We start from the raw sequence: 16,193 nt of genomic DNA, 5'->3' as shown, positions 1-16,193 counted from the left end.
GACAAGAGGTCGCCGATCGCCAACGTCCGATCCGGAAGGCCTCGACGGGCATCGACGGCACCGTCCTTCCCGCCGGCGCAGAGTCAGCCGCGCCAGGGTCCCCGCGCGGGCTCGCCGGCGCGGCAGGCCTCATAGCGACTTGGTCACGCGCAGGATGTGCCAGATCGCCGCGGGGCTGGCGCGTCCGTCGAACGCCAGGTACTCGGGAAGCACCAGCTGCGGGCCCCATTTCTCTTTGTATGCCAGCTGGCTGGCCGCCGGGTAGACCCTCTCGCCCCGGTCGGCCAGGAACCGCATGAAGCGGCTCGTCATATTGCTCGCGCCCAGGACCTCGTGCTCTGGGGACAGGCCGGTGAAGGGGGTGAAGCCGAAGTGCAGCCACTGGGCGCCCTCGTCCCGGAATCCCTCCATCGCGTGCAGGTTGATCGCCTCCATCACGCCCGGCGGAGCCGCCGCCGCCCTGCGGCTGAGGTCGTGCAGCCAGCCGGGGCGCGACCCGTAGGCCGGTGAGTAGGAGATGTAGCCCATCATGGCGCCGTCGTGTCGTGCGACCAGGAGCCGCCGGTGATGCTGCACCGGCCCGCCGCACTCGCCCACCAGGAACTCGATCTCCTTGACATGGCGCCCCTTGGACCGCAGCCACTCACGGTCGATCGCGGCGATGTCGTCGGCGCACTCCTCGTAGGGGACCTCCGAGACCTCCAGGCCGCTGCGCTTCGCCCTGGAGATCTTGTTGCGCAGCTTCATGAAGCGGGTACCGCGAAGGCTGTACTCGGGCAGCCGCACCGCGTACGACGAGCCGACCTGGTTCACCGTGAAACCGCACCGCGCGTACAGATCGGTGTCGGCGCGCTGCAGTTGGATCGCCACCACCTTGCGCCTGCCGGAGCGTGCGAAGTCGAGGAAGGAACGCAGCACGCACTCCTGGTCGACTTCCGGAGCGAAGACGCCGCCGAACTGGATCAGGTACCGGCCGGCTCTGCGGAAGGCGACGACGCCGTCCACGGCCGGATCGGTGAAGTACTCGTTCCCCGTGTTCAGGGCGAGGAAAGCGCTGGGGTTGTCGGCTCCTTTCTGGAGTGCTGAGAGGGCCTCGTCCCGGCCGATCTCCCGGTTGACTGTGGTCATCCGCTTCCCCCTGTTGTGGTGTCCGGTCCAGCGGGCGTACCAGGCCATGCTGCCGAGGGGCGCTTCCATCGCCCTGATACGCGCATCTCAGGTCTCTCTCCGGCGATTGTCAGAGTCGGCTGCAAAGGTCTGTCGCGAGGCACACTTTTGGACATTCCCGCCCGCCGAGGGCGGGGCGGGGGAAGCGGAGGATCTGCGTGAGCAGCGCCCGTACGACGCTTCCGGCGTCACACTTCGAGGATGCCGGCACCGACAATCCCGGAGGGGACAGCGCCGGTCTGCTGACCTATCCATCCCTCATAGACGGCAAAAGCGTTCCCAGCGACCAGTGGGTCTACGTCGTCGACTCGGACGCGCTGCTCGAGGACGCCTTCGCCAGCCTGACGTTGAAGCGAAAGCTCGAAAGCGGCCGTCTGGCCCCCGAGAACCTGCCCCCCGGCATCGTGGGGCGCGTGGCACGGGCGGACCGTGAGACCGTGACCCAGGCCATCGAGGCGGCGTCCAGGGCGGTCGGCGAGTGGACCGCGTTCCCGCTGGACGTCCGGCTGGACCAGTTGGGCACGCTGCTGCGACGCCGTTTAGCCGAGAAGGCGGACCGCACCATCGACATCCTGATGCGGGAGGGCCACCCTCTCGCGCTGGCCCGCTGGCAGGTGTCCGGGGCGCTCGAGTGCTTCGGACCCGAGTCGCTCGGGTTCTACCGCAGCCAGATGATGCAGGAGTTCCGGCACCGGGAGCGGCGGATCTCCGTACGCCGCCGGCCGGACGGCGTGGTGTGCCTGAATCCGCCACAGAACGCCCCCCTGTCCAGCGCTCTGCTCGGCGTCACCTCGATGATGGCGGGCAACGCCCTCATCGTGCGGGCCCCGCGCAGTGCCCCCCTGGGCGTGATGTACGTGCTGCACGAGGTGGTCGCACCCGTGCTGGAGGAGATCGGAGCTCCGCCGGGCACGCTGGGCGTGGTGTGCGGCGACCCGGCCCCCATGCTCACGGCATGGCTCGACAGTCCGCTCGTCGACGACATCATGTACTTCGGCAGCAGCGAGGCCGGCATACGGTTCCAGGAGCGCTGTGTCGCCGCCGGCAAGAAGCCGATCCTCGAACTCGCCGGCAACGACGCGGTGGTGGTGTGGAAGGACGCCGACCTGGACTTCGCCGCCGAGGCACTCATCGAGAGCTTCTACGGGTCCGGCCAGCTGTGCATGATCCCCAACCAGGTGCTCGCCCATCCGGACATCGCCGACGAACTGGTCTCGCTCCTGGCCGAGAAGGCGGCGGGCGTCCGAGGCGGCTCCGTCCGGGACGAGGACGTCCTACTCACCCCGGTGCTGCGGAACGAGAAGTTCTTCGCCTGCCTTGACGACGCCCTGGCCGCGGGAGCGGAGCTGGTGTGCGGCGGCCACGCGATGCAGGCCGACGGCACAAGGGACACCGCCGGGATCTTCCTCGAACCGACGGTGGTCCTGGTCCGCGGGATGGAGCGGGCACGGGAGGTCCAGGCGGTGCGGCACGAGACGTTCTTCCCCCTCCTCCCGGTGGTCGTGGCGGAGCCCGCCCCCGACGGGGTGCTTCTCGACCGGTTCATCGACTTCGTCAACAGCAACCCGTACGGGCTGCGGAACTCCTTGTGGGCACGGGACCCCGACGTGGTGGACCGATTCGTCACACGTGTCACCAAGGGCGGACTGCTGAAGGTGAACGACTCGCACATCGGGTTCCTGCCCTACCTGCCCACGCACGGCGGAACCGGCCTGACCGGCGGTGTGTTCGGGGAGGCCAACTACCCCATCCTGCGTACCTCCCACATCCAGGGCGTGAGCGTCTCCGACGGCGCACGGCCCTCGGAAGCGGTGTTCGGAGCCTGGAACGCCATGCTCGGCACCGGGCACTGACCCCGCGGCGCGGGAGAGACAGAAGAACGAAGAACCGAGGGAGCAGAGAAAACCCATGCGCTCACTGGAAGCGGCACGCCAGACCTGTGAATCATTCCTTCCCGGCCTGCTCGACCGCCTCGTCGGGATCCCGCTGGAAGAACTGGAGGCTCCTCGCAGCCCGGCCATCGCACACTTTCGCGCCTGCGGCGGACCCGCGCTGGTCATACCCAAGGCGTACGGCGGGGCAGGAGCGGATCCGAGCCAAGCCATGGCTGTGACCCGGGCCATAGCGTCCCGCGCGCCGTCCCTGTCGGTGGCCACCACCATGCACCACTTCTCCGTCGCGACCCTCTTCACCCTCGCCGACAGCGTCAAAAGCAGCGGCATGGAGTGGGCGCTGCTCGAAGGCGTGGCGGAACAAGGGCTCCTTGTCGCCTCGGGATTCGCCGAAGGCCGGCCGGGTCAGGGCATCCTCTCCCCCACGGTGACCGCGGCCAAGGCCGACGGCGGTTACGTGATCAACGGCTCCAAGAAGCCGTGCAGCCTGTCCCACTCCATGGACCTGCTCACCGCCAGCGCGGCACTGCCCGCCGACGACGGTGGGACGGAGATGGCGGTGCTCCTCGTACCCCGGGAGACCGACGGGATCAGCGTCCACCCGTTCTGGTCGAGTCACGCGCTCGGAGGCGCTGAGAGCGACGAGATCCGGCTGACCGACGTTTTCCTCGACGAACAGCTCGTGATGCGCAGCACGTTCGGTGATGCCGGGCAGTTGGACGCCCTCCAGACGGTCGGGCTCATATGGTTCGAACTCCTCATCTCCAGCTGTTACCTCGGTATGGTCAGCGGGCTGGTCGAGCGAGTCCTGGACCAGAAGCGCGGCAGCGATTCCGAACGCGCCGGGCTGGCCATCCGGCTGGAGACGGCCGCCCAGCTCCTTGAGGGCATCGCGCGCATGCTGACGGCCGGGGACACGGACAACGAGGCCCTGGCCCGGACGCTCGTCGCCCGGTACGGCGCACAGGACGCGCTCGGAGACGCCACGAACCAGGCTGTGGAACTGCTCGGTGGCACCGCGTTCATGAGCTCCTCGGACATCGCCTGCCTCGCCGCCGCCTCCCACGGCATTTCCTTCCACCCGCCGTCCCGGACGAGCTTCACCGGCCCGTACCTGGAGCACGTGGCGGGCCGTCCGCTGCGCCTGGCCTGAGGAGATCCATGACACCCACATCAACGTCCACACCGGTCGTGCCGGCCCTCGGGAGCGAGGACGTCACCCGTACCGCCGCGGGGCAACGGCGCGCCCTTGGGCGTGAGGAGCTCGGGCGCCTCTACCGCGACTACATGAACAGGGGCCGCGCGACTCTCGGCGAAATGTTCGGCGGCCATATCGAGGTCGCGTCGCAGGGAGCATGGGTCACCACGGCTGCGGGGCAGCGCTTCCTCAACTGCGGCGGCTACGGCGTCTTCCTGACCGGTGCCCGCCACCCGACCGTGATCCGGCATGTCGCCGAGCAGCTGAACACCCACCCGGTCGCCACCCGGCTCTTCCTTGAACCGCGGGCGGCGCTGGCAGCCGAGGCCCTGGTGTCCGTCGCCCCACCCGGCCTGCGGCGAGTCCACTTCGCGGGCTCGGGAGCCGAGGCGGTGGAAACCGCGATCAAACTCGGCAGGACCCAGGGCCGGCACCGGCTGGTCGCCACGGAGAACGGCTACCACGGCAAGACGATGGGGGCACTCAGCCTCACCGGCAGTAGCGTTTTCCAGGCTCCCTTCCGGCCACTGCTGCCGGAGACGACGCATGTCCCGTACGGAGACGCCACCGCGCTCGAAACCGTGCTCGCCGAAGCCCCCGGGGAGTGCTGTGTCTTCGTGGAGCCCGTCCAGGGCGAGGCCGGGGTCGTCATCCCGCCGGCCGGCTATCTGCGCTCCGTGCAGGCGCTCTGCCGCACCTACGGGGCGTTCCTGGTGCTCGACGAGATCCAGACCGGTCTGGGGCGGCTGGGGACCTGGTGGGGGGCGGACCCGGAAGGTGTCTGCCCGGACGTCATGCTGGTCGGCAAGGGGCTCAGCGGCGGTGTCGTCCCGGTGTCGGCCGTCGTGGCCACCGAGGAGGCGTTCTCCGTCTTCGACCGGGACCCGTATCTGCACACCTCCACGTTCTCCGGTGCCCCGCTTGCCATGGCCGCCGCGCAGGGAGCCATCGCGGCGATGAAAGAGGAGGACCTGGTCGGGCGCGCACGAGAGCTCGGCGACGAACTCCTGCCGCAGCTGCGCCGGATCGTCCGCGGCCACTACGGGGACACCGTGCGCGAGGTCCGCGGCCGGGGGCTCCTGCTGGGCATCGAGTTCGCCGAACCGGGGCCCGCCGGGGATCTGCTCATCGAACTGATCATGCAGGGCGTGATCGCCAACCACTCCCTCAACTCGCACCTGGTCCTCCGCCTCACCCCGCCCGCCGTCCTCAGCCGGAGCGACGTGGATTTCCTCTACGAGGCATTCGACCGCGCATGCCGTGCGCAGGCGGCCCGTTACACACCCACAGCAGGAAGCGGACGAAACCATGCGTAGTGCACACGTGAACCTCCGTATCGAGGGTGCCGATGCCGAGGCGGCGTTCGACCGGATCGGCGACTTCGCCCGCTACTCACAACTCACCGACGTCGTCCGGGATGTGAAAGTACATCGGCTCTCGGACGAGGAGGAGACCAGTGAGTGGCAGGTGTACTTCCGCAACGGAATCCTGCGGTGGACCGAGACCGACCGCTTCGACCGGGCCGACCTGACCATCTCCTTCGAGCAGATCGACGGGGACTTCGCCGAGTTCTCGGGCAACTGGCGGATCAGCGCGGACGGTTCGGGCTGCCTCGTCGCCTTCGGCGCCGAGTTCGACTTCGGCATCCCCAGCCTGGCCGGCATCCTGGATCCGGTGGCGGAGAGGGTGTTCAAGGAGACCATCGCGCGGGTTGTCATCGGCCTGTTCGACGGTGCGACCGTGCTCGGTGACGAGCCGGTGGCCCGGGCCGTTGCCGCCGCGGCGGGCAAGCCCGCCCCGAGCCTGTCGGCGCTTGGCTGATGGACGCCAGGAACCTGTTCGAGACGCCCGTCACCTACCGGCTGATCCGCTTGGAGTACGGGCTCGGCCTGGTGGTGGCCGCCGTCCTCTTCTTCGCGCACCTCGACGAGGTCCGCTGGCTTCCGGCAGTCGGCCTGTTCGTCTACATCGACCTCGTCGGATACCTCCCCGGGGCCATCGCCTATCGCCGCAGTCCCGACAAGCGGATCTCCAAGGTCTACTTCGTCCTCTACAACGTCATGCACAGCCTGGTCACCCAGGGGCTGGTCGTGCTCGCCTGGATCTGGATGTGGGGTGCCGAATGGGCGCTGCTGGCCATCCCGATCCACCTCTTCGGGGACCGCGCCCTGTTCGGCAACTATCTGAAGCCGTTCGCGCTGAGCTTCGAACCCGAGGCCCACCCCGCCTACGTCGGCCTCCTTGACCGGTTCCACCAAGGGGAGCAACACTCCGCCGCACTCGGCGAGGTGACCGGTGTTCCCGCCCGCTGACCGTCCTGTGCACGTCAGTTGGCCGCGTGCCATCGGTACGTTCCCGACCCACCCGTCTTCGGCGGTCGCCCGGCCTCAGGCCACCGGCCACCGCCGACCCTCAGGACCACCCGAACAACGGCCGATCCGAAGGAGCCTGCTATGAGTAACGTCTATGACCGCCTGATCAAGCTGCTGGCCACTGGCTTCGGGCTGGAAGGACACGAGATCCGGCCTGACGACACCTTCAGCCGACTGGAAATGGACTCGCTCGCCCTGGTCGAACTGTCCGTGTCCGCAGAGGAGGAGTTCGGCGTGCCGCTGACCGAGGATGAGCTGGGCGCCAACTCCACCCTCGCTGAGGCGGCAGGCGTCATCGAAGAGAAGCTGAAGGCCGCCTGATGGGGCGAGAACGCACAGGTACGGCCGGTCGTTTCGACGCCGCGGTCACCGGCGTGGGCATGGTGACCGCGGCCGGGATCGGGACGGCGGCCTCGTGGGAGCGGATCCGTCTGGGAGCCGGCACGCAGGCAACTGCCGTACCGGCCCTGGCGGATATCCCGGCGAACTTCGCCTGTGCCGTCACCGACTTCGACGCGACGGCCGAGCTCGGCGCCCGCGAGGCCTGGCGGTTCGACCGCTCCAGCCAACTGGCGCTGGTCGCCGCGGCGGAGGCGGTCGCCGACTGCGGTCTGGACCCGGCGACCTGGGACGGCGGCCGTGTCGGCGTCGTCCTCGGCAACGGCATCGGCGGCGCCGCGACCTGGGAGAAACAGCACCGCAAGCTCCTCGACGCGGGACCGCGCAGAGTCTCACCGCGGCTCATCCCCATGCTGTCCATCAACATGACCGCCGGGTACGTGTCGATGGCGTACGGCGCCCGGGGACCCTCTCTGGTGACGGCGACGGCCTGCGCCTCGGGCACGACGGCGATCGGGACGGCGCGTGACCTCCTGCGCAGCGGCGCCTGCGATGTGGTGATCACCGGGGGCGCCGAGGCGCCCCTGACGCCCTCGCTGGTCTGTGGGTTCAGCCAGATGGGCGCGCTGTCCCGGCGACGTGACGACATCACTGCCGCCTCGCGTCCCTTCGACGCCGACCGGGACGGGTTCGTGCCGGCCGAGGGCGCCGCCGTCCTGGTTCTGGAGCGCGCCGAGGACGCCCGGGCACGCGGTGCCAGGATCCGTGCCATGGTCAGCGGCTACGGTTCCTCCGCCGACGCCTACCACGCGACAGCACCGGACCCCCACTACGTGGGCGCCGAGCTCGCGCTCCGCGCCGCCCTGCGGGACGCCGGCATCGGACCCGACGAGGTCGACCACGTCAACGCGCACGGCACGGCGACCGTGATCAACGATGCTACGGAAGCACGCATGATCCGCGGAGTGCTGGGCGACCGGCCCCTGGTCACCTCGGTCAAGGGCGTGGTGGGCCACTCTCTCGCCGCGTCGGGAGCAATCGAGGCGGTGACATCCGTGCTGACCCTCGAGGAGTCGTTCGTCCCGCCGACCGCCAACCTGGAGACCCTCGACCCCGAGATCGAGCTGGACGTCGTGGCCAAGGAAGGGCGTGAGACGCCGGTCGAAGTGGTGGTCAGCAACTCCTTCGGGTTCGGCGGCCAGAACGCGGTACTGTTGCTCACCCGTGCCTGACAGGTACACGGCGCCGGAGGGAAATCAAGGGATGAGTCCGGTCGAACGCCGGTGGCGGGTCGAGGAGAGCATCTTCATCATCGCGCCTGTGGAGCAGGTGTACGACGCCGTGGCCGACGTGCGGGCGATGGGGAACTGGAGCCCGGAGTGCAAAGCCGTGTGGGGGGTGCCGCGCGGGCCGGTGGCCCTCGGTGCGCGGTTCATCGGCTTCAACCGCAAGGGGCCGTGGCTGTGGTTCACCGAATGCCGCGTCACCCAGGCCGCGCCTGGGAACGGTTTCGCGTTCCGGGTCACGACGTTCGGACTTCCGGTGGCCCTGTGGGGCTACCGGTTCGCCGCGGAGGCCGAGGGCACCAGGGTGGTCGAGCACTGGCAGGACCTGCGCACCGGGCGGTGGAGTGGTCTCACCCAGTTCCTCGGCCGTGTCTTCACCGGCACTCGCGCCGACCAGCGCCACCTGGCCAACCAGGTGGGCATGCGCGCCACTTTGCGAAGGCTCAAGGAGAGTCTCGAAAGCTGAGTGCCCCGGCGAAGCGACCGACCGGGCCGGCAGCCGTCTGGGCCCGCGCAGGGGCCAGGTCAGCCTGTCCCCTCGCCCACGGCGGGGAACGCCGGGCGGCCGGCCGCTCGGCCGGTCCGCAGATGCTCCCCGAGCGCACGCACCACCGCGGCCGCCGCGACGGCGTGCCCGCTGCCGTTGGGGGTGATCCGGTCGTCGGCCCAGAAGGACGCAGCCGCCTCCGGCAGGCAGGCGGACAGGTCCACATGGAGCGCTCCGTGCCGCAGAGCCAGCGTTTGGGACCGCCCCGTCTGCAACCGCTGACGGGTGCGCAGTGCTTCCTTGTGCTGTCGCGGCACGCAAGGTGACTGCGTCAGGTCGAAGGGTTCCACCAGCATGACGTCGTAGCCGCTTTCGCGCAGCGGAGCGATGATCCGGACGATCTCCGTCCCCAGCGCGCTCGTGTCGAACGCCGAGTGCAGCAGGTCGTGGCCGGCCAGATGGACCACCGCCAAGTCGCCACGGAAGGCGAGCGCCTCGGGCAGCTGCCTGGAGCGCACATCGGCCGCCCGCTGCTCCCGTCTGCCGAGCAGGTTGAGGTACGCGAGCCCGGGGTGTACCAAGCGCAGCGCGTCGGCGACCCTGTCATACCAGGGCTCCTGGCCGTAGCCGTCGACGCGCTCGGCGCGCCGCTCCGTCCTGCCGTCGCCGAGCACGACGAGCCGGCGCCAGCGCGACCGGGCCAGCAATGTGCCGGGCTCGTCCTCACGCAAGCAGTAAGGGTCGTTCTCCTCGCGTACGAGGGACAGCGGGCTGTCTGCCACGAAGCCCACCCTATCCCCGGTCTCTGCTGACCTGTGTCGCGGCTGTCTGCGGCCCTCACCTGCATCACAAGCCTTGTCCGGAAGTGAGCTGGGGGTCTAAGGACCGTATCAGCGGAATGTCAGAGCCCTGCAGCACAATCAAGGGCACCGGCGAGGAAGACCTCGGTTGCTCTTCGCCGCAGGGAGAGGTACCCGAAGTGGCCCAACGGGGTTCCGAGGCAACTCGGATCGGGCGAAAGCCCTCGCAGGTTCGAATCCTGCCCTCTCCGCGCGGGCCCCCGGGCAGTGCTCAGTGTGTCCGACTCCCGAGGCGGGCACATGACAGGTCGTCACGTGAGCCCCGTCAGCACGGCGACGCGCACGTCCAGGTGTGATGTGCGCTCCCGGTGGCGTGTTCCCGGCCGCGGGGGCCGCGGTCATCTTCTCCGCCGCCAGCAGGATCGCGTCCCACACTGAAGTCCCGAAGGGAATCCCGGATGATCGGCACGCTGCTCAAGAAACCGCTCGAACTGGTCGAGACGAACTTCCGGCAGCCGGCCGGCTCGGCCGGGCAGCTGGTCGGGCATCTGATGGCGCTTCAGCACCGCTCCCTGACCGTGTGGGCGATCGAGCACATGGACGTAACCCGCGCCCAGCGTGTCCTCGACGTGGGCTGCGGGGGCGGCATGGCAGTGAAGCTGCTGTCGCAGCGGGCGTCCCGGGGCTTCGTCGCGGGCGTCGACTACTCGATGGACATGGTGAGCCAGGCCGTGCGGCGCAACGTCGAGGGCGTCGCCCGGCGCCAGGTGGAGGTCCGGCACGGCGATTCGGCCGCCCTGCCGTACGAAGACGGCGGCTTCGACCAGGTGTGTGCCATCGAGACCTTCTACTTCTGGCCCGACCCCATGCAGGGGCTGGCCGAGGCCTACCGGGTACTCCGGCCAGGGGGCCAGGTGTCGATCACCCTGGAGATGAGCCGGGAGGCGGACACCGACCCGTCCCTGGTACAGCGCTTCTTCGGTCGGCGGTTCACCGAGCGGTCGGAGCGCGACGGGCTGCACATCCTCTCCGGGGCGGAACTGGCGGAGATGCTCGGCAAGGCCGGGTTCCGGGAGACCCGGTTCGTCGCCGAGCCGCGCCGCTCTCTCGGCTGGGTCTGCGCCCTGGGGCGCAAGTGACGGAGGAGGTGCGGGAGATGACACACGGACAGGACAAACGGCCCCCGCTGGAGACGGCGCCGCTCACCACAGCGAGCCGAGCGTCGGCTGGGCTGCAGCCCGCTCCGGAAGCGGACGGCATGCCGATGCTCGGCAACGTGGTGGATTTCCGCAGGAACATCCTGGACGCCATGCAGAAGGGATGGCGGGACCACGGCGACCTCGTGCGCTACCGACTGGGTCCGCTCGTCGTGCACGGCGTCTCCAGCCCCGAGCTGGCCGGCGAGGTGCTCACCGACAGCGCCACGTACGGCAAGCTCGGCCCGGACAACCCGCTCCGGCTGATCCTGGGCGAGGGCCTGCTCACCAGTGATGACCACGAGAGCTGGATGCGCAACCGGCGCATGATGCAGCCGATCTACTCCAAGCAGGCCCTCTCCGGCATGTTCCGTTCGATGGCTGACTCCACGGCGGACCAGATCGCCCACATGGAGGCCACCTACGCCTCCGGCCATCAGATCGACCTGCACGGCGAGATGATGCGGGTCACGTTGGACATCGTCAGCCGCTGTATGTTCAGCACGGACGTCAGCCGAACCCGGGAGGCGCTCAGCCCCGAGGCCGTGGACGTGGCAGTCAACTACGCGTTCGACCGGCTGCAGAACCCGTTCAGTCCGCCCACCAGCTGGCCCACCCCGCGCAACCGCCGCTTCCATCAAGTGATGGACGGGATCGACGAGATGATGTACAGCGTCATCGAGGAGCGCCGCGCGGCGGGAGTACCCGAGGGCGGAGGGAACGACCTGCTCGACATGTTGCTCGCGGCGCGGGACGCCGACACGGGCCAGCAGATGAACGACCGTGAGCTGCGCGACGAGATCATCACCACCTTCGCTGCCGGGCACGAGACCACCGCCGTCACCCTCACCTGGGCCTTCTACCTGCTCTCCCAGCATCGTGAGGTGTTGCGCCGGGTGCAGCGGGAGGTGGACGGGGTGCTGGCCGGAGCCGACCGGATGCCCACCGTTGAGGACCTGTCCTCGATGCCGTACGCGCTCCAGGTCTTCGAGGAGGCGCTGCGGCTGTACCCCTCGGCCCCGATCATTCCGCGCTTGACGCTCAAGGACACCCAGCTCGGCGGGTACCACGTGCCGAAGGGCTCCCGGGTGCTGGTGAACCTGTTCAACATCCACCGCCACGAGCGCCATTGGACCGACCCGGAGCGCTTCCACCCCGACCACTTCGCGGAGGAGAACAGAAAGGGGCGGTACCGGTTCTCGTACATGCCGTTCGGCGCCGGCCCACACCTGTGCATCGGCAAGCACTTCGCCCTGATGGAGGCGCACTTGCTGTTGGCAGCCCTCGTACGGCGCTACGAGTTCCGGCATGTGCCGTCCCACCGCGTCGTGAACCACGCAACCATCACCCTGCGCCCCAAGTACGGGATGGTCATGACGCTGTATGAACGGCGCGGACCCCTTGCCGGATCCGTGCCGACGGGTGCCGGCACCGCCGCGGACGCCTAAGGCAGGCAGACCAGTACCGGCAGACCGGAGGAGACGGGATCCCATGCACATCGACTACGCCACCGCCGACGCGGCGGCGCTCAACCGGACGCACTACCGACCGGGCCAGAGGACGGGACACTACGAAAGTTTCTACCAGCGGGGCAACCACCCCACTGAGCCCCTGGCCTTCTGGATCCGGTACACGATCTTCACCCCCGCGGACATGCCCGACGCCGCGATCGGTGAGCTGTGGGCCGTGTACTTCGACGGGGTTACCGGCGAACACGTGGTCGCCAAGGAGGAATACCCCATCGCCCAATGCGAGTTCAGCCCCGACTCGTTCGGCGCTCGCGTCGGCGACCGGGTGCTCGAACCCGGCGCCCTGCGGGGAGAGGCGTGCGGAACCAACGGCCACATAGCCTGGGACCTGACGTACAAAGGCGACGAGCCGCCGCTCCTCCTGCTGCCGCCGAAGATGTACACGGGCGGATTCCCCAAGGCGAAGAGTCTGGTCGGAGTCCCGCTCGCGGTCTATGACGGAACCCTCACAGTGAACGGCCGGACGATCGGCATCGACGGCTGGACCGGTAGCCAGAACCACAACTGGGGCAGCAGGCACACCGACTACTACGCCTTCGGCCAGGTTGCCGGCTTCGACGAGGAACCCGACAGCTTCCTGGAGATCGTCACCGGGCGCACCCGGATCGCCGGGCCGGTGACCACCCCGATGGTCACCTTCCTGGTGCTCCGGCACAAGGACCGGGACTACTCGCTGGTCTCTCTCGGTCAGGCGCTCCGCGCCAAGGCCGACTTCGGCTACTTCTACTGGAACTTCGCCACATCCGACGAGAGCGTAGCCATCCGCGGCCGGTTCAGCGCCAGTCCGGAGCACTTCGTGGGACTCAACTACTACAACCCGCCCGGTGGCATCAAGCACTGCCTCAACACCAAGATCGCCTCCTGTGAGCTGGAGATCCACAACAAGGCCACGGGACGGCGCGAGCGCCTCACCACAGGGAACCGGGCGCTGATGGAGATTCTCACCGACGACCGCGGGCACGGAATCGAGATCCGGGCATGACGGAGCGGACGACCCGCTCCGCCCCCCGGGAGCCGGCCCTACCGGTCGGCCTCGAACAGGCGGCAGGCCCGGGCAGGCGGGGCCCCCTCTCCCGCCTGCCCGATCGCATCGCCGGGTTCACCCGCCGCCGGCGCCGACCGCTGGCAGCCCTGTGGTTGCTGCTCCTCCTGATGGCGGGCTGGGGGGCCACTCAGCTGACCGAATCGCTCAGCGGAGGCGGATGGTACGTGTCCGGCTCGGATTCCGTGGCCGCCGCCCAACGGGTCACCAACGGGTTCGAAGGGCGCGGCGCCACCTCGCTCACCCTCGTCGTGAAGGACACCCGCCACGCCGAAGGCGACCCCGCTTTCGCCACCCGGGTGCGGTCCGTCGCCGACCGCGTGCTCAACGACCCCGATCTGAAGGCCACCAGCGGCTACGGCTACACCACCCTCGCCGCGGAGCAGACCCGCGCCTCCTTCCTCGGCAGGGACCACCGCACCACCCTGGTGCGCATCGGCTCCAGGCTCGACGACGGCACCGCCCGCCGCGTACTGCCCGAGATCCAGGGCAAGTTGAGCGACGAGTACTCCCCACAGGGCCTTGATGTCGCCCTGGTGAGCCAGGCCGCGCTGTGGGGCGAGGTCAACCATCTCAGCGAACGCGGGCTGATCCGGGCCGAACTGGTCACCCTCCCCCTGATCATGATCGTGCTCCTGCTGCTGTTCCGCAGCGTGGCCGCCGCTCTGGCCTCCCTGCTGGTGGGCATCACGTCAGTGGCGTTCACCCTGGGCCTGCTCGCCGTCATCGCCCGGCACATGGAACTGTCCCTCTTCGTGCAGAACGCGGCGACCATGCTCGGCCTGGGCGTGGGCGTCGACTACTCCCTCTTCGTCATCATGCGCTTCAAGGGCGAACTGCGCGCAGAAGGCCAGAAGCCGTCCGCGCAGGCCGTGGAACACGCCGTCACCCGCACCCTGCGCACCTCTGGGGAGACTGTGGTGGCCTCCGGCGTCACCATCGTGGCCGCCATGTCCACCCTCTTCCTGGTCGACCTCAACGTCATCTGGTCGATGGCGCTCGGCGCCGTCCTCGTGGTGGCCTTCGCCATCCTCACCAGCGTGCTGCTGCTGCCCGTTCTGCTGCACCTGCTGGGTCCGCGTATCGAGTGGGGCACGGTCGGCCGTCGCCGGCGTGCGCGAGGGACAGACCAACGGGACCACGGCCGCTGGGCGGCCGTGACCCGGGCGGTCATGCGCCGCCCTGTGCTCTTCCTGGTGATCAGCCTCACGGGAATGGGCCTGCTGGCCGTGCCCTCCCTGGGGCTGGAGACCTTCACGCCGGACGCCCGGGTGGTGCCCGCCACCTCCGCTGTCCGCGAGGGGTACGACACGGCCAAGGACCAGTTCGGCGTGGGCAGCGCCTCTCCGATCCAGGTCGTCGTCGAGTCCCGCACGCCCCTTGCCCAGCGTTCGGCGAAGGACTCCGCCCGACTGGTGCGCCTGCACGATGAACTCGCGGGCCTGCGCGGTGCGGTACGCGTCGACTCCGTCGTGGACGCGCTGCGCAAGGTGGACGCGGAAACTCCGTTCGCGGCCCTGGCACCACAGGCGATGTCCCGGCTTCCGGACGACCTGCGCGGTACGGTCCGCCACTTCGTCTCCGCGGACAGCCGGACGCTGGTGCTCGAGGTGGTCGGTGGCGACACCGCGTCCGCTGAGTCCGTGCGGAAACTGCTCGGCTCGGTGCGCGCCGAGTCCGCCGGCCTCCCGTCGGCGGACGGCTGGCAGGTCTACGTCGGAGGCGAGACCGCCGAGGGCGTCGATGCCAACAAGGTGATCTCGGACAGCCTGCTGACCGTCATCGGCACCATGCTCGCGGTTATCTACCTGCTGCTGCTCCTCACCTTCCGGTCCGTGTTCCTGCCGCTCGTGGCCATCGTGATGAACCTGGTCTCGATGGCCGCCACGTACGGCGTACTGGTCCTGGTGTTCCAGGACGGGCTGGGCAGCGGGCTGCTCGGATTCGATGAGAGCGGGTACCTCACGAACTTCGTGCCGGTACTGCTGGTGACACTGCTGTTCAGCCTCAGCACGGACTACGAGGTCTTCCTGCTCAGCCGTGTCCGGGAGGACTACGTCAGCACCGGCGACGACACCGGCAGTGTGGCCCGGGGGATGGCCGCCACCGCACCGCTGATCTCCGGCGCGGCGGTCCTCATGGTCGCGGTCTTCACGGCGTTCGCGTTCACCGGAATCCTGCCGATCCAGCAGATCGGCATCGGCATGGCGGTGGCGATCGCGCTCGACGCGACCGTTGTCCGGCTGCTCGTGGTGCCGGCCTCGATGCGCCTGATGACCCGCTGGAACTGGTGGATGCCCGGCCGGAAGGCCCCCGGCCGCCGGGTACCGGAAGAGGTGCCGTCGTGAGCGACGTGACCGCCGCCCCGCGGGTGGCCGAGAGCATCATCGCCCAGGTGCCGCCGGAGGTGGCCTACGCCGCCGTCAGCGACGTCGCGCGGATGGGCGAGTGGAGCCCTGAGTGCCGTGGCGCGTGGATCATCGGGCGCGGCGCTCTCCCCCGCAAGGGTATGCGCTTCCTCGGCCGCAACCGGGCCTCCTGGCTGCCGTGGGTGACCCTGTGCACGGTCGTGGAGGCCACCCCGGGCCGTGTGTTCGCCTTCGACGTCAGCCTGTTCGGCCTCCCGCTGTCCCGCTGGACCTACCGCTTCGTTCAGCTTCCCCACGGCTGCGAGGTCACGGAGGAGTGGCAGGACAGGCGCTCGGGCCTGCCAGGCAGACTGATCACCGCCGTCGCTCCGCTGCTCACCGGTGTCGTACGCCGGACCGCGCGCAACCGGACCACGATGCGGTCCACGCTCACCGCGCTGCGCGACGCACTCGAAAGCGGCCGGTAGTCCAGGCCGTGTGCACGCAGGCACCCACACCCATGAAAGGAGCCTGGTG

The 16,193-nt window shown here is 69.2% G+C and carries 15 protein-coding genes and 1 tRNA gene; 14 read left to right on the top strand and 2 right to left on the bottom strand.

Going from position 1 to position 16,193, the window contains the following annotated elements; all coding sequences use genetic code 11:
- Positions 1–129: 129 nt before the first annotated feature.
- Positions 130–1,128 carry a bifunctional lysylphosphatidylglycerol flippase/synthetase MprF gene (locus OG293_RS35965; protein ID WP_406002938.1) on the bottom strand — a complete coding sequence of 333 codons (999 nt, stop codon included), beginning with the start codon at positions 1,126–1,128 and terminating at the stop codon, positions 130–132.
- A gap of 197 nt (positions 1,129–1,325) precedes the next feature.
- Here OG293_RS35965 and OG293_RS35960 point away from each other — a divergent pair, with 197 nt between their 5' ends.
- The 8 genes from OG293_RS35960 (at position 1,326) to OG293_RS35925 (ending at position 8,720) form a co-directional block, all read left to right on the top strand.
- On the top strand, positions 1,326–3,020 hold the full coding sequence (locus OG293_RS35960) for an aldehyde dehydrogenase family protein (RefSeq protein ID WP_406002937.1): 1,695 nt from the start codon (positions 1,326–1,328) through the stop codon (positions 3,018–3,020).
- Positions 3,021–3,075: 55 nt separating this feature from the next.
- Entirely contained in the window at positions 3,076–4,212 is a 1,137-nt protein-coding gene (locus tag OG293_RS35955) for an acyl-CoA dehydrogenase family protein (RefSeq protein ID WP_406002936.1), read from the top strand.
- 134 nt (positions 4,213–4,346) lie between these two features.
- Positions 4,347–5,573: an aspartate aminotransferase family protein gene (locus tag OG293_RS35950; protein WP_406003817.1), complete on the top strand. Its 1,227-nt coding sequence runs from the start codon at positions 4,347–4,349 to the stop codon at positions 5,571–5,573.
- Positions 5,566–6,078 carry a type II toxin-antitoxin system RatA family toxin gene (locus OG293_RS35945; protein ID WP_406002935.1) on the top strand — a complete coding sequence of 171 codons (513 nt, stop codon included), beginning with the start codon at positions 5,566–5,568 and terminating at the stop codon, positions 6,076–6,078. Before OG293_RS35950 ends, OG293_RS35945 begins: the two co-directional genes overlap by 8 nt.
- A complete protein-coding gene (locus tag OG293_RS35940) occupies positions 6,078–6,569 on the top strand; it encodes a hypothetical protein (RefSeq protein ID WP_406002934.1) in 492 nt (163 codons plus the stop codon). The genes OG293_RS35945 and OG293_RS35940 overlap by 1 nt, the downstream gene beginning before the upstream one ends.
- A 141-nt stretch (positions 6,570–6,710) precedes the next feature.
- A complete protein-coding gene (locus tag OG293_RS35935; RefSeq protein ID WP_406002933.1) occupies positions 6,711–6,950 on the top strand; it encodes an acyl carrier protein in 240 nt (79 codons plus the stop codon).
- Positions 6,950–8,200, top strand: coding sequence for a beta-ketoacyl-[acyl-carrier-protein] synthase family protein (locus tag OG293_RS35930; protein ID WP_406002932.1), 1,251 nt, complete (start codon positions 6,950–6,952; stop codon positions 8,198–8,200). The genes OG293_RS35935 and OG293_RS35930 overlap by 1 nt, the downstream gene beginning before the upstream one ends.
- Positions 8,201–8,231: 31 nt before the next feature.
- A complete protein-coding gene (locus OG293_RS35925; RefSeq protein ID WP_406002931.1) occupies positions 8,232–8,720 on the top strand; it encodes an SRPBCC family protein in 489 nt (162 codons plus the stop codon).
- A gap of 59 nt (positions 8,721–8,779) precedes the next feature.
- On the opposite strand, the gene OG293_RS35920 is transcribed toward OG293_RS35925, so the two are convergent.
- A complete protein-coding gene (locus OG293_RS35920; protein ID WP_406002930.1) occupies positions 8,780–9,523 on the bottom strand; it encodes a GDSL-type esterase/lipase family protein in 744 nt (247 codons plus the stop codon).
- A 182-nt stretch (positions 9,524–9,705) separates the two neighbouring features.
- Here OG293_RS35920 and OG293_RS35915 point away from each other — a divergent pair.
- The 6 genes from OG293_RS35915 (at position 9,706) to OG293_RS35890 (ending at position 16,144) form a co-directional block, all read left to right on the top strand.
- Positions 9,706–9,792: transfer RNA gene (locus OG293_RS35915), tRNA-Cys, on the top strand.
- Between the two features lie 207 nt (positions 9,793–9,999).
- Positions 10,000–10,680 carry a class I SAM-dependent methyltransferase gene (locus OG293_RS35910; protein WP_406002929.1) on the top strand — a complete coding sequence of 227 codons (681 nt, stop codon included), beginning with the start codon at positions 10,000–10,002 and terminating at the stop codon, positions 10,678–10,680.
- A gap of 17 nt (positions 10,681–10,697) precedes the next feature.
- A complete protein-coding gene (locus OG293_RS35905) occupies positions 10,698–12,185 on the top strand; it encodes a cytochrome P450 (RefSeq protein ID WP_406002928.1) in 1,488 nt (495 codons plus the stop codon).
- A gap of 43 nt (positions 12,186–12,228) precedes the next feature.
- Positions 12,229–13,248, top strand: coding sequence for a hypothetical protein (locus tag OG293_RS35900; protein WP_406002927.1), 1,020 nt, complete (start codon positions 12,229–12,231; stop codon positions 13,246–13,248).
- Complete coding sequence (locus OG293_RS35895) at positions 13,245–15,656, top strand: MMPL family transporter (RefSeq protein ID WP_406002926.1); 2,412 nt, start codon at positions 13,245–13,247, stop codon at positions 15,654–15,656. The genes OG293_RS35900 and OG293_RS35895 overlap by 4 nt, the downstream gene beginning before the upstream one ends.
- Positions 15,653–16,144: an SRPBCC family protein gene (locus tag OG293_RS35890; protein ID WP_406002925.1), complete on the top strand. Its 492-nt coding sequence runs from the start codon at positions 15,653–15,655 to the stop codon at positions 16,142–16,144. Before OG293_RS35895 ends, OG293_RS35890 begins: the two co-directional genes overlap by 4 nt.
- Positions 16,145–16,193 lie beyond the last annotated feature (49 nt).

This window comes from Streptomyces sp. NBC_00829 (assembly GCF_045161795.1).
GTDB lineage: Bacteria > Actinomycetota > Actinomycetes > Streptomycetales > Streptomycetaceae > Streptomyces.
Note: the sequence above shows the minus strand (reverse complement) of the source record. Positions and strands in the feature narration are given on the sequence as shown.